The organism is Streptomyces sp. NPDC058525, from assembly GCF_042719495.1.
GTDB lineage: Bacteria > Actinomycetota > Actinomycetes > Streptomycetales > Streptomycetaceae > Streptomyces.
Genome location: NZ_JBHXNP010000163.1, coordinates 1 through 12831 on the forward strand (window position 1 = coordinate 1; position 12831 = coordinate 12831).

Genomic DNA, 12831 nt, shown 5'->3' on the forward strand with positions numbered 1-12831 from the left:
CCGACCCGGAAGGACAGTAGGACGGGCGGGAAACCCCCAAACCCTCCCTGATCAGCATCAGCCGGAATCAGGCCCCGCAGTACCCGAAGCCCAGCCCCCAACCCCCCGGGTACCCCTCGAACGGATCCCCGGGCCCGGGTGGCGATTACCCGTCGGTGGATTGGCGCGTTGCCCCTGCATGACCACGGTTGAGACTTCCACGCCACGGACGGGTCGCCGACGGCGGCAGGTGGCGCCCGGTTACGAAGAATCGGTTCAGCAGGGAGCCGGGGCCCGGCAGCGGTTTCCCGACCCGCCCATCTACAGTGCGCTGGTCGCCCGCTGGAGCGAGGACGGACGGACCGTGCCGGGGCGGCGCGACCCGGAGTGGTCCCGGATCACCGCCTCTCCCATCTGGCCGAACGGTCCCCTCTTCGGGAACTGACCCGCCCCCGGCAGCCGGCAGCCGACAGCCGGCACGCCAACGGTGGCCGACCCACCCCCCGCAGCCGGCCCGCCCCCACCCCCCTAGCGCGTCTCCGGCCCCGCGAGGTGGCGGGCGATCACCATGCGCTGGATCTGGTTCGTGCCCTCGACGATCTGGAGCACCTTCGCCTCGCGCATCAGCCGCTCGACCGGGAAGTCCGCGGTGTAGCCGTAGCCGCCGAGGACCTGGACCGCGTCCGTGGTGACCGCCATCGCCGCGTCCGTGCAGAACAGCTTGGCCATGGCCGCCTGCCGCGAGAACGGCTTGCCCGCGTCCCGCAGCCGTGCCGCCGCGAGGTAGAGCGCGCGGCCCGCCTCGATCTTCGTGGCCATGTCGGCCAGCATGAAGCGCAGCCCCTGGAAGTCCGCGATCGGGTGCCCGAACTGCTTGCGGTCCAGCGCGTACGTCACGGCCTCGTCCAGCGCCGCCTGGGCGACGCCGATGGCGCACGCGGCGATGCCCAGGCGCCCGGCGTCCAGTGCCGCCAGGGCGATGGTGAAGCCCTGGCCCTCCTCGCCGATGCGGCGGGCGTCGGGCACCCGTACGCCGTCGAAGTGCAGCTGGGCGGTGGGCGAGCCCTTCATGCCCATCTTCTTCTCGGGCACGGCCGCGGTCAGGCCCGCCGCGTCCCCGGGGACCAGGAAGGCGGTGATGCCCTTGGGTCCCTCGACGCCGGTGCGGGCCAGGACGGTGTAGAAGTCGGCGACTCCGCCGTGGGTGATCCACGCCTTGGTGCCGGTGATGATCCAGTCGTCGCCGTCGCGCACCGCCTTGGTGGTCAGCGAGGCCGCGTCGGAGCCCGAGGCCGGCTCGGAGAGGCAGTACGCGCCGAGCAGGCCGCCGCCGAGCATTCCGGGCAGGTGGGCGGTCTGCTGCTCCTTGGTGCCGTAGCCGGCCAGCCCGTGGCAGGCGAGGGAGTGCACGCTGACGCCGAGGCCGACGGTCAGGCGGGCCGCGGCCAGCTCCTCCAGGACCTGGAGGTAGACCTCGTACGGCTGCTCGCCGCCGCCGAACTCTCCGGCGTACGGGAGGCCCAGCAGGCCCGCCTCGGAGAGCAGGGTGAAGACCTCGCGCGGGAAGCTCCCGGCGTCCTCCTCCTCTGCGGCCCGGGGGCGGATCTCCCGCTGGGCGATCTCGCGCACGAGGGCGAGGAGGTCCCGGGACTCCTCGGTGGGCAGCTGACGGTCCACCGTCTGCGGGGCGCGGTCTGTCATGGCGGCGCTCTCCTCCCTGGTCGGGGCACGGCGGCGACGCGTGAGGTGTGGGACGCGCCGCCGGTTCTCTGTGCTCTCACAGCCGATGTTGCCCTCCCGGATCACGGAAGGGGCTGCTCAGCGGCTGCGGCGGGTTGAGTATGCCCGATCAGGGGCTTCCCGTCACCGGTGCAAGATCATCTCGCTGTCCGGCCGCTTCCCCCGGAGCGGGCGGAGCGGGGCACTCCGGGACGAACTCCTCGATCACGTCCAGGGTGGTGCGCAGCTGGCGCACGAGGAGCGCCCCGAGCCGGGTCCGGTCGGGCTGGCCGGCGGCGCCCGCGCCGAGGGCTCCGGTCCATTCCAGGGTGATCCCCTCGACGGAGGAGAGCCAGCCCACGAGTGCGAGCCGGGCGATGGGCGGGACGGTGCGGTGTCCGTACGCGCCTTCGGCGATGGTGGCGACGAGTTCCTCGCGGACGGCGTCGCGGATGGCCAGTACCTCGGCGTCGGAGCCGACGCCGCCGGTGACGATGGTGCGGTAGGCGGCCCGGTGGTGCTCGGCGTAGTACAGGTAGCCGTCGATGGTGCGCCGGACCCGTTCGGCGGCCGGGAGGCCGGTGTCGCCGCCGGCGCGGGCGACGAGCTCGGCGACGGAGTCCTCGACGATGGCGAGGTAATAGCCGCGCTTGCTCTTGAAGTAGTAGTAGATCAGTCCCTTGGCGACGCCGGCCTGCTTGGCGATGTCGTCCATGGACAGGGCGTCGTACGGGGTGTCGGCGAACAACTTGCGCCCGGTCGCTATGAGTTCGGCCCTGCGGACCTGCGAACGCCCGGTCGTACCCCGCTGTTGACTATTATTCAAATTCGGCCCTAGCCTCGAACTGCCACCGGATGGCTGAAGTATGGCAGCCCCTGGCAGCACTTCCCCTGCGCACTGGACGACGTACGGGAGGCACCCTCATGGGCCATCGCAACCGCAGCACCGAGGACGACGGCACGGGTACGGGCACTGGTACGGGCACGGCCGCGCGACGGCCCCGTGAGGGCCGGGTCCGCTGGAGGAAGGCGGCGCTGGTCGCCGTCCCCGCGGTCGCCGTCGTCGGCGCGCCGCCGAGGTGCAGACCCCGCTCGGCACGGTGGTGTTCAAGCTGATCGCCGGGGGCCCGGCCGGGGAGGTCACGGCGAGCAACCTGGTGATCGACGGCGAGGACCTCCAGGGCGACGCCACCTTCGGCACGGCGCAGATCGGCCGGGACGCCTCGACCCTGGACCAGGTGAGCGGGGTCAAGGGCGAACCGGGCAAGTTCGGGCTCCAGGCCGGGGACATCGAGGTGGTGGGGGTGCGCTCCCGCGCCTGGTCGGCGACCGGCGGCGATTTCAGGCTCAAGGGTCTGAGGCTGAGCGTCGGCCTGGACGGCGCGAAGTGCTTCTAGGGCTGCCGGGCGCGCCCAGCGGGTGGCTCGAGCGGCGGCTTCCGCTGCCGGAGCACCGGCGCCGGCTGCGAGCCTGGCGCCGGACCCGGCCGTTCTGGGGCGGGCTGCTGCTGGTGCTGGGCGGGACCGAGCTGCTGCTGGTCCCGCTCTCCCCGCTGACCGTGCTGGTGAGCCTGGGCCTCGGCGGGATCGCCGCCATCGGGATCGGCGTCGCGCTGGTCCTGGCGGGGCTGTTCCTGTGGTTCCTGCCGCAGGCCCGGGCGTACGTGTCGCTGCACGCCCTGCTGCTGTCGGTGCTCTCGTTCGTGGCGACCAATCTCGGCGGGTTCCTGGTCGGGATGCTGCTCGGCATCGCCGGGAGCGCGCTGGCCTTCGCCTGGACCCCGCTGGACGACGGAGACGGCGGAGACTACGAAGACGGAGGGGCGGACGACGGGAGTCCGTACGTCACGAGGCCGGACGGCGCCGGTCCGCGGGTGCGGGCCGTCGTACTGCCCGTGGTGCTGCTGGCGGCGCTGACGGCCGGCGGGCCCCTGACGGGTCAGGCGAAGGCCGTGCCCGCCGCGGGGCCGCCGATGGCCGCGCGGACTCCCCCGACCGTCACCACCTCGCTGTTCGCACCCCAGGGCTTCGCGTTCGCCGGGGTCACGCACGTGCCGACGGCGGACGGGCCGCTCAAGGTGCTGGTGCTCCGGATGCACGCGGCCTCGCTGCGCGACTACCGGCTGCGCACGCGAGACGGGCGGGAGGAGTACGGGCTCGCCGCCGCCTCCCTGGACCTGCGCGGCGATGTCACCTTGTACCTGACGAGGTTCAGCGGCTGCATCGAGGGACTGCTGTGCGTCACCTTCAGCCCCGACGGACTGCCCGCTCCGCCGGTGATCCCGCCGTTCGTGTTCATGACCCGGGTCACGGCCGAGCAGGCGCTCGTCACCTCCGATGTGATCGTCACCGAGGGACTGCGCCTGGAGGCCTCCTGATCCCCGGCGGGCCCGTGATCCCGGCGGGCCCGCCGCCCCCCGGTGCGGTCAGCCCACCGTGACGCGGATCTTGGACTGACCGTGCCCGAGCCGCTCCCAGTCGTCCATGAAGCGGGCCTTGAGGCCGTGTCGAGCGGCGAGGTCCACCAGGGTCTCGGTGCGGTAGTAGAAGTCCTCGCGCAGGACCTGGTGCTCGGCGCCCTCGGTGCGGTCGAAGGTGAAGTCGAACCAGCCGCCCGGGGCCAGTACGCGCTCCACGTGCCCCAGGCACTCGTCGATGATGTTGAGCGGGGAGTGGGAGAAGACGCTGTGGGCGTGCACCACGTCGAAGTGGCGGTCGGGCAGGAAGTCCAGCGTGAGGTCCCGGGTGATGGTCAGGTGCGGCAGCTTGTCCTGCAGACGCTGTCTGGTCAGCGTCTCCTTCGCGGAGATGAGGATGTCCGGCGAGATGTCGATGCCGTAGTAGTGGCCGGGGTCGAGGTGCTCGATGAAGCGCCAGCCGGCCCGCAGGTTGCCGCAGCCGATGTCGAGCATGCGGTGCGCGGGCGCGAGGCCGTGCTCCTTCAGGTAGTCGAACTGCATCTTGCCCAGGGCCAGCCAGCGGTCGTGGGTCTGGCTGCCGACGGCGGCCTCGGGGTTGCGGCCGGTGTCGGAGGCCATGACGGCCCGGTAGTACGAGACGTGGTCGGGGTGCTTGTGGCGCAGCCAGGCGTCCCGGGCGGCGCGGCGGACGTAGGGGGCGATGCGGGTCGGGTTGCTCAGCGCGTAGCGGACCTTGTGGGTGACGCTGGCGCGGTCGGCTTGAAGGTTCTTCTTCGTGGCCATGAGGGGTCCCCTGTGGGTGGTGTGGCGGGAGTCAGACGCCGGCGGTCGTTCCGGTCGTCGCGGTCGCGGTCGTGGTCGTCGTCGCGGTCGTGGTCGTCGTCGCGGTCGTGGTCGCGGCGGTGGTAGTAGTCGCGCTGTCCGCCGTGGCGGCGGCGCGGGCCATTGCGGCGGGGCGGCGCAGGACGTACAGGACCAGGGCCACCAGGACGGCGGCGAGGCCGAGGTAGAGCGCGGTGTCGATCCACTGGAAGGTCCAGAACTCGCTGCTGGGGTAGACCTTGTGGTAGCGGGCGACGAAGCCGTGCTCGTCCATGCACTGCCTGAGCTCCTCACCGGAGGTCTGGCAGACGGGGGTGTTGATGTCGTACTCGCGCCCGTCGGGCGTGAGGTAGCCGAACCGGCCCGTGGACCAGGCGCTGCCGACCGGCTGCTTGGGGGTCATGCCCGGGGTGATCCGGGTCTCCGGGGCGATCCAGCCGCCCCGCAGGAGCCGGGTGAGCACGCCGACCGCGCCGATCGCGGCGAAGGTCACGGCCATGGCGGGCAGGGTGCGGCGGACGAGCAGGCCGGCCGCCGTACCGGCCGCGAGGCCGAACAGGGCGCAGGCGACGGGGGCGGGGCCGGTCGCGTTGTATATGTACGCGTCGTACCAGTAGAGGCCGTCCAGGGTGTTGGACACGGGCGCCCACCACCAGGCGACGAGGGCGGCGACGGTGCCCGAGGCGAGCACGGCGAAGACCGCGGCGAGGCCGAAGCGGGCGGCGAACCAGCGGTGGCCGCTGACGCCCTGGGTGAGCGCGAGCTTGAAGGTGCCGCTCTCCAGCTCGCGGCCCAGCAGCGGGGCGCCCCAGAACACTCCGATGAGGACGGGGAGGGCGAGTCCGAGGGTGCCGAGGGCTCTGATCGGTTCGGTGCTGGCGTCCAGGACCAGGAAGCTGCCGAGGCTCTCGCAGCCGCCGTTCCAGCCCTTGCAGGGGACGAAGCCGTACTCGTCGATCAGCTCCATCAGCTCGGAGCGCAGGTACGCGGCCCAGGCCGTGAGGGCCGCGAGCAGCACGGTGCCGGTGATGATCATCGCTCGCTGCTGGCGCCAGGCCAGCCACAGGACGCCCCTCATGCGGCTGCCTCCGTACGGTCGGCGCGCGGGGCGCGCAGGTGGGCGAGCAACAGGTCCTCCAGGGAGGGGGTTTCGCGGATCCAGCGGTCCTCGTCCGCGGCGGCCGCGGCCGCGGTCCCGGCTGCCGGGCCGCGGACGAGGGCGGTGACCTGGCGTCCGGCGGTGACGGCGTGGACGACGGTGGTCCGGTCGAAGGCGTGGGGCAGGCCGTCGGTTTCGATGGGGTCGGCGCGGCCGGTGAGCCGGGTGTGCGCCGTGCGGAGTTCCTGGGCGTCGCCGGCGAGGCGTACGGCGCCGTCCTTGAGGAGCAGGACGTGGTCGCAGACGTCCTCCAGCTCGGCCAGGACGTGGGAGGACATGACGATGGTGACGCCGCGCTCGGCCGCCTCGGTCATGAGCAGGGCCGTGACCTCGTGCCGGGCGACCGGGTCGAGGTCGGCGAGGGGCTCGTCGAGGAGGAGGAGTTCGGCGCGTTTGCCCACCGCGAGCGCGAGGGCCACGCGGGTCCGGTTTCCGCCGGAGAGGGAGCCGACGCGGGCGGTGAGGGGGATGCCTCCGGCCCGTACGAGGCGTTCGGCGAGGGCCTGGTCCCAGCCGCGGTTGAGCTCGCGGCCCAGTCGCAGGGTGTCCGCGACGGTGAACCTCGGGTGGAGCGGCTTCTCCTGGGCCAGGAAGGCCGTGCGTGCGCGGGCTTCGCGGGAGCCGGGGGCGTGGCCGAAGACCCGTATCCGCCCGGTGGTGGGGCCGAGCAGGCCGGCGGCGAGCTGGAGCAGGGTGCTCTTGCCGGCTCCGTTGGGGCCGACGAGTGCGGTGACGCGTCCGGCGGGCAGCTCGATGTCGCACTCGCTCAGGGCGCTGCGGCCCCGGAACGCCCTGCCGAGCCGTGTCGCCCGCAGTGCGGTGGCGACGGTCGGATCGCTCACGTGGTGTCCTCTCTGAAGGTTGCGTCCACGGTGGCCGTGATCAGCGCCGTGATGTCCTCGCGGTCCAGGCCCGCCTCGCGCGCCCGGGCCATCCAGGCCGACAGTTCGAGGCGCAGCGGGGAGTCGGCTGCCGCCTCGGGGCGGGAGAGGGAGCGCCGTACGAAGGTGCCCGCGCCGGGGCGCGGTTCGACGAGGCCTTCGCGCTCGAGTTCCCGGTACGCCTTGAGCACGGTGTTCGGGTTGATCGCGGTGGCCTCGACCACCTCCCTGGCCGTGGGCAGCCGGTCGCCGGGTTCCAGTACGCCGAGTCGCAGCGCCTGTTTGACCTGGGTGACGAGCTGTAGGTAGGTGGCGACGCCGCTGCGCCGGTCGACCCGGAATTCCATGCCCTTCACCTCATTCCACTATCTGATTAGTGGAATAGTGCAGGCATGATCCACTGTCGTCAAACAGGCCCGCCGTCCGGAGACGCGAAAACGCCCGTCACGAGGAACGTGACGGGCGCGCGGGGTGCTGCGGGCAGTGCGGGTGCGGCAGGTACTGCGGGTGCTGCGGCGGGGAGGGTTACAGCCAGCCGACCTGGGTGACGAACATGGCCACCACCACGACGAGCGTCCAGCCGAGCACGTGCTCCAGCCAGGAGGAGCCGTCCTTGGGCCCGCCGGTGCGGACGAGGTTGCGGGCGGGGGCTTCGGCTGCGGCGCTGTTGGCTGTCATGGTGTCCAATGTGCCAGCGTTTGCGGCGTTCGCGGTAGAGACGATGGTCACTGGTGGCGCGCGTCACGCCGCCGGGCCCCGGCCGCCCGGAGGTGCCGGTGCGGCCGGGGCCCGGCCGTGAGGACCCCTGCGGAGAGCCGGTCAGACGCGCGTCTCCCGCTTGCGGCCTGCCATCGCCGCCATCGCGAGGCCGAGGCACAGGGCGACGGCGCCGGCGATGACGTTGCTGACGACCGTGCGGGTCGTGTCCATCTCGCCTGCGATGGCCCACGGGGCGATGATCGTCCATGCACCGAGGGCGACCGCGGTCCACGCCATGGCGTGGGTGCGCTCGTAGGCAGAACCCAGACCGCCCATGCACAGGCAGAACGCCAGGCCGGCGATCAGGTTGTTGATGGCCAGCGGGGTGAGGGTGCTGAACCCGGCGATCCACGGGGATGCCGCCAGGTACAGGCCGGCGACCAGCGCCAATGCCTCCACGGCTTGGGCCGCGGGGGTGCTGGTCACCCGCTCGAAGCGCGTGCGCATCTCGGCGAGGTCAGGGTGGTGCTCGATGCTTGATTGGGTGGTCATGGCTGGCCGCCTCTCCTTGAGAAGCCTTTATGTGCCATTTACCCCATAATGTTCCGCCTATCCAGCCGCCAGGTCAAAAGCGGAATTCACAGCACTCCGACCGCCCTCAGGGCCGCGATCCGGGCCGGGTCCGGCAGGACCGGCGCGTAGAGGTAGCAGACCCCGCCCGCGCCCGAGACGGTCTTGCCGGCCGCGTTGCGGCGCTTGGTGCGCAGCCACACCGTCTCGAACTCGCGGCGCCGGTAGACGCGGCGCACGGACGGGTTGTCGGGCGCGTGCGGGTCGTTGACGACGACGTCCCCGGCGGCCGTGAACCCGGTGACGGTCATCAGGTGGCCCGCGGTGCCGTAGCCGGCGCCGGTGAGCTCCTCGGCGCGGAAGGACTGGGAGGTGATGGCCGGGATCCCGGCCCGGACCAGGGTCTCCAGGTCGGCGAGCGAGCCGAGGCGGGTGACGATTCCGGCGAGCCCGGGGTGGGTGGCGGCGTACGCGGCGTTGAAGGGCCAGTTGCCGCAGCCCTTGTAGGCGGCGTCGTAGGTGGAGCGGGCCGCGTGGCAGACCTGCGGGTCGGAGTAGCGCGGATCGACCCAGGACGTGGAGGCGGCGGGGGTCTTGTGGCCCCAGAACTCGATGACCATCTGGGAGGAGGTGGGGCTGCACCAGGCCTCTCCCCCGTTGTCGTACTCGGGGTAGCGCCCCTTGTGGACCTCCTGGGAGTAGCGCGGGACCTTCAGCTCGTGGGCCCGGCCGGAGGGGGCGGAGGCGGGGACGGTGAACCGGTCGGGGATGGCGGAGACCATCGCGCCGGCCAGCCACACGGTGGGCCCCCGGTCGGCGCCGGGCCTGCGGTACAGGGTCAGGCGCAGCTGCCAGTCGGTGAGGCGCGGGCCGCCGGCCGGGGCGTCGACGGCCAGGGTGTCGGTCCAGACGGTGGACCGGCCGTCGGTCTGGCCGTCCACGGAGGTGCGGCGGATGTCGCCCTCCCCGGAGGCCCACCGGCCCATGACGTACCAGGGGGTGGTGGTGCCGTCGTCGTAGCCGGCCCGCAGTTCGGTCTGGATCCAGGTGCCCGCGGGGGTGCGGGCGTTCCAGGAGGCGACGGCCTCCGTGGCGGGGACGGCCGAGCGGTGGACGGGGGAGGTCCAGGTGGCGTACTCCCAGACGCCCTTCCGGCCGGTGTGCGGGTCGGCGTACTCGGTCCCGCCGGCCGGGGTCCCGATCTCCAGGCCCGGGCGGGCGCCGGCGACGGCGGTGGTGCCCTGGTGCCGGCCGGCCAGCCAGTGGGCGTACGAGAACCAGAACCGGTTGTCGACGGTCCGGCCCGGGCCCCGGGGGGCGGAGGGTACGGACGCGGAGGCGCTGCCGCCGCAGACGCCGGCGGCCGTGGCGGCGGTGGCGACCGCGAGAGCTGCGACGAGTACGGCCCTGCGCGGTGTGGGTGCGGTCATCGCGGGGTTCCCCCAGGGTGGGTCGGTGCTTGGCTGGCTTCACCCTTCCAGTTCCCGGTGGTCGCGGGCCGAAGCCGCGCGCCGTGTCGGGCCTGTCTACGCTGGTCGGGTGGAGCCGCAGATGTCACTCGAGTCCCTCGCGCGGGAGCTTTCCGCGCTGCCCCCGTCGCTCGGTCCGGTACGGGTCGTCGGGATCGACGGGCACGCCGGCTCCGGGAAGAGCACCTTCGCCGAGCGGCTGGCGCTGGCCCTGGGCGGGGCTCCGGTGCTGCACCTGGACGACGTGGCCACGCACGAGGAGCTGTTCGGCTGGCAGGAGCGGCTGCGGGCGCAGGTGCTGGAGCCGCTGGGCGCCGGACGGCCCGCGCACTGGTCGCCGTACGACTGGGTGGAGCGCCGCTTCGGTGCGGAGCGGGTGCTGGAGCCGGCGCCGGTGCTGCTCGTCGAGGGGGTGGGGGCCGGGCGGCGGGCGCTGCGCCCGCATCTGGCGCGGCTGCTGTGGATGGAGATGCCGCGCGCGCGGTCCTGGGGGCGGGGGCGAAACCGGGACGGGCGTGAACTTTCCGATTTCTGGGACGGATGGGAGCGCGCGGAGCTCGCGCACTTCTCGGACGACCCTTCGCGCCCCTTCGCGGACACTCTGGTGCGCCAGAGTGGTACGGGATACGAGTGGTCTTCCGGGGCGGGTGGGACCGCCCGAACCCCCGCTTCCGTCACCGAGGGTGACGGACTCCCCCGGGCCTGAGCCGTCGCGGAATTCCGCTCCGCCGGGGCTCCACCGACCTGCTTGACCCGGGGCCCGCACCGGCCTTACGTTCTCAATGCGGGGCTCTTAGCGGCCGCCGCACACACGAAGCCCCCGATTGTTCCCCCGTGATCGGGGGCTTCGTCCTGTCTCCGGCCACCCCGGACCTTCACCCTGAGTCACCGGAAGCTCCCGGGACACACCCCCCAACCCGCCTCCTCGCACCCTACGTAAGGTGCGAAACCGCAGGTACGATGCAGCCCTGATTTCATCGGCGCAAGGGCAACTCGCGCACTCGAAGCGGGGGTTGCCGCGCACCACGGGGGCAGGCTTGTGGGGGACGTGATGGATTTCGGCACGCCGGGCAGCACGCACGCCCCGGCCGAACTCGCCTGGCTGCGCGGGGTCGACGCCTGCACGATGGGCGCCTATCCGCAGGCCGAGGAGGAGTTCCGGGCGGCCGTACGACTCGATCCCACGATGGCCGACGCCTGGCTGGGTCTGCACGCGCTGCGGGTTGACACCACCGACGCGTTACTGCGCATGTACGCGCACCGGGACCGCTTCGGTGAGCAGCGGACCCGGCACCGGCGGACGCTGAACTCCTGGTACTGGCTGGGCTGGTGGGTGCAGCCGGTGCTGGAGAGCCGGCGGGACCTGCTGCTGGCCCACGCCTCGCACTGGCTGGACGGCCGGCACGTGCCCGAGCTGGACCAGGCGCTCGCCGCTCTGCCCCCGGTGGACGCCGATCCGCAGGTGCGGTTCCTGCACGCGTGCCGGGCCTATCTGGTCAAGGACTGGGAGCAGTTGGTGCGGCACACCGAGCCGCTGGTGGACGATCCGCTGCTGGGCATCGAGGCGGGGCTGTTCGGCGGGATGGCGCGGGTGCGGCTGGAGATGTACGGGCAGGCGGAGCCGATCCTGTCGGCAGCGCTGATGCGGTGCCGCAGCGAGCAGCCGCAGCGCAAGGAGCTGCGGTACTGGCTGGCGCGGGCCCACGAGGGCACCGGGCGCAGCGCGGCGGCGCTGCCGCTGTACCGGGCGGTGCACCGGGTGGACCCGGCGTTCATGGACACGGCGGCCCGGCTGACGGCGATCGAGGACGGCGACGACACCGACGGCATGGCCGGGATGGCGGGGTACTCCGGCTTCGGGGGCTACGGCGGGCACGGTCCGCCGCCGGCCGGCGGGGGCTTCGCGGCGGTGGCGCTGGGCGGGGGCGGGCCCGTCCAGGACATCGCCGCGGACGGCCAGGCGGAGGCCGATCCGCTGGGTGCGGCTCCGCCGCCCGCGGGCCGGGCGGAGGGCGTGCGGCGCAAGGTGTCCGTGCCCCCGCAGGGCGCCTTCGCGGGCCTGCCGGCGGGGCCGGCCGATCCGGAGGCGCTGGCCGAGGCGCTGGCGGAGCTGGAGCGGATGGTGGGCCTGGAGCCGGTGAAGCGGCAGGTGAAGGCGCTGTCTGCGCAGCTGCACATGGCGCGGCTGCGGGCCGGGCAGGGGCTGCCGGTGCAGCCGCCGAAGCGGCACTTCGTCTTCTCGGGGCCGTCGGGTACGGGCAAGACGACGGTGGCCCGGATCCTGGGGCGGGTGTTCTACGCGCTGGGGCTGCTGGGCGGCGACCATCTGGTGGAGGCGCAACGGGCGGACCTGGTGGGCGAGTTCCTCGGGCAGACCGCCGTGAAGGCGAACGAGCTGATCGATTCCGCGATCGGCGGGGTGCTGTTCGTGGACGAGGCGTACTCGCTGTCCAACTCGGGTTACAGCAAGGGCGACGCGTACGGCGACGAGGCCCTCCAGGTGCTGCTGAAGCGGGCCGAGGACAACAGGGACCACCTGGTGGTGATCCTGGCGGGCTATCCGGCCGGGATGGACCGGCTGCTGTCGGCCAATCCGGGGCTGTCCTCGCGTTTCACGTCCCGGGTGGACTTCCCCAGCTACCGGCCGCTGGAGCTGACCGCGATCGGCGGGGTGCTGGCGGACGCGAACGGGGACCGGTGGGACGAGGAGGCGCTGGAGGAGCTGCGCAGCATCAGCGGGCACGTGGTGGAGCAGGGCTGGATCGACGAGCTCGGGAACGGGCGGTTCCTGCGGACGCTGTACGAGAAGAGCTGCGCGTACCGGGACCTGCGGCTGGCGGGCTTCGCGGGTGACCCGTCGCGGGACGACCTCGCGACGCTGCGGCTGCCGGACCTGATGCAGGCGTACGGGGAGGTCCTGTCGGGCCGCGGCCCGCAGGAGCGGCCGGAGCCGCCGCCGCTGTGAGCGCCGCGGGTGCTCCGCCCGGACCGGGGTCCGGGCGGAGCACAGGCAGGGCTAGGCCGTCTCTTTCGGATCTTGCCGGTTAAGCCCGCGTCGTCTGGCGCCGTGCATCGCAAGGCGGAGGGGCGCCCGAGTACTGGACGTACTTGGGC

The 12831-nt window shown here is 72.9% G+C and carries 13 protein-coding genes; 4 read left to right on the forward strand and 9 right to left on the reverse strand.

Features of this window, described 5'->3' with window-relative positions; genetic code table 11:
* Positions 1–507 precede the first annotated feature (507 nt).
* Both ACFWP3_RS40150 and ACFWP3_RS40155 read right to left on the reverse strand, forming a co-directional pair.
* A complete protein-coding gene (locus tag ACFWP3_RS40150; protein ID WP_384231558.1) occupies positions 508–1680 on the reverse strand; it encodes an acyl-CoA dehydrogenase family protein in 1173 nt (390 codons plus the stop codon).
* A gap of 148 nt (positions 1681–1828) precedes the next feature.
* Positions 1829–2524 (reverse strand): TetR/AcrR family transcriptional regulator, encoded by a 696-nt coding sequence (locus ACFWP3_RS40155; protein ID WP_384231561.1) that lies wholly within the window; start codon positions 2522–2524, stop codon positions 1829–1831.
* 253 nt (positions 2525–2777) lie between these two features.
* Here ACFWP3_RS40155 and ACFWP3_RS40160 point away from each other — a divergent pair, with 253 nt between their 5' ends.
* The gene (locus ACFWP3_RS40160; protein ID WP_384231563.1) at positions 2778–3095 is read left to right on the forward strand and encodes a DUF6230 family protein; all 318 of its coding nucleotides are present in this window, start codon (positions 2778–2780) and stop codon (positions 3093–3095) included.
* Positions 3086–4075, forward strand: coding sequence for a DUF6114 domain-containing protein (locus ACFWP3_RS40165; RefSeq protein ID WP_384231565.1), 990 nt, complete (start codon positions 3086–3088; stop codon positions 4073–4075). Before ACFWP3_RS40160 ends, ACFWP3_RS40165 begins: the two co-directional genes overlap by 10 nt.
* Before the next feature lie 48 nt (positions 4076–4123).
* On the opposite strand, the gene ACFWP3_RS40170 is transcribed toward ACFWP3_RS40165, so the two are convergent.
* From ACFWP3_RS40170 to ACFWP3_RS40200, 7 genes are all read right to left on the reverse strand, one after another.
* Entirely contained in the window at positions 4124–4900 is a 777-nt protein-coding gene (locus tag ACFWP3_RS40170; protein WP_384231568.1) for a class I SAM-dependent methyltransferase, read from the reverse strand.
* A 31-nt stretch (positions 4901–4931) separates the two neighbouring features.
* Positions 4932–6017, reverse strand: coding sequence for a transporter (locus ACFWP3_RS40175; RefSeq protein ID WP_384231570.1), 1086 nt, complete (start codon positions 6015–6017; stop codon positions 4932–4934).
* The gene (locus tag ACFWP3_RS40180; RefSeq protein WP_384231572.1) at positions 6014–6940 is read right to left on the reverse strand and encodes an ABC transporter ATP-binding protein; all 927 of its coding nucleotides are present in this window, start codon (positions 6938–6940) and stop codon (positions 6014–6016) included. Before ACFWP3_RS40180 ends, ACFWP3_RS40175 begins: the two co-directional genes overlap by 4 nt.
* Entirely contained in the window at positions 6937–7326 is a 390-nt protein-coding gene (locus tag ACFWP3_RS40185) for a GntR family transcriptional regulator (protein ID WP_384231574.1), read from the reverse strand. The genes ACFWP3_RS40180 and ACFWP3_RS40185 overlap by 4 nt, the downstream gene beginning before the upstream one ends.
* A gap of 178 nt (positions 7327–7504) precedes the next feature.
* Positions 7505–7657 carry an SCO1431 family membrane protein gene (locus tag ACFWP3_RS40190; protein ID WP_384231576.1) on the reverse strand — a complete coding sequence of 51 codons (153 nt, stop codon included), beginning with the start codon at positions 7655–7657 and terminating at the stop codon, positions 7505–7507.
* 141 nt (positions 7658–7798) lie between these two features.
* Positions 7799–8230, reverse strand: a complete 432-nt coding sequence (locus ACFWP3_RS40195) for an SPW repeat protein (RefSeq protein WP_384231578.1) — start codon at positions 8228–8230, stop codon at positions 7799–7801.
* Positions 8231–8316: 86 nt separating this feature from the next.
* Positions 8317–9678, reverse strand: coding sequence for a peptidase C39 family protein (locus ACFWP3_RS40200; protein WP_384231580.1), 1362 nt, complete (start codon positions 9676–9678; stop codon positions 8317–8319).
* A gap of 121 nt (positions 9679–9799) precedes the next feature.
* Between ACFWP3_RS40200 and ACFWP3_RS40205 the strand changes: the two genes are divergently transcribed.
* Together ACFWP3_RS40205 and ACFWP3_RS40210 are read left to right on the forward strand one after the other, a co-directional pair.
* Entirely contained in the window at positions 9800–10423 is a 624-nt protein-coding gene (locus ACFWP3_RS40205) for a uridine kinase (RefSeq protein WP_384231582.1), read from the forward strand.
* 345 nt (positions 10424–10768) lie between these two features.
* Entirely contained in the window at positions 10769–12682 is a 1914-nt protein-coding gene (locus tag ACFWP3_RS40210) for an AAA family ATPase (RefSeq protein ID WP_384231584.1), read from the forward strand.
* Positions 12683–12831 lie beyond the last annotated feature (149 nt).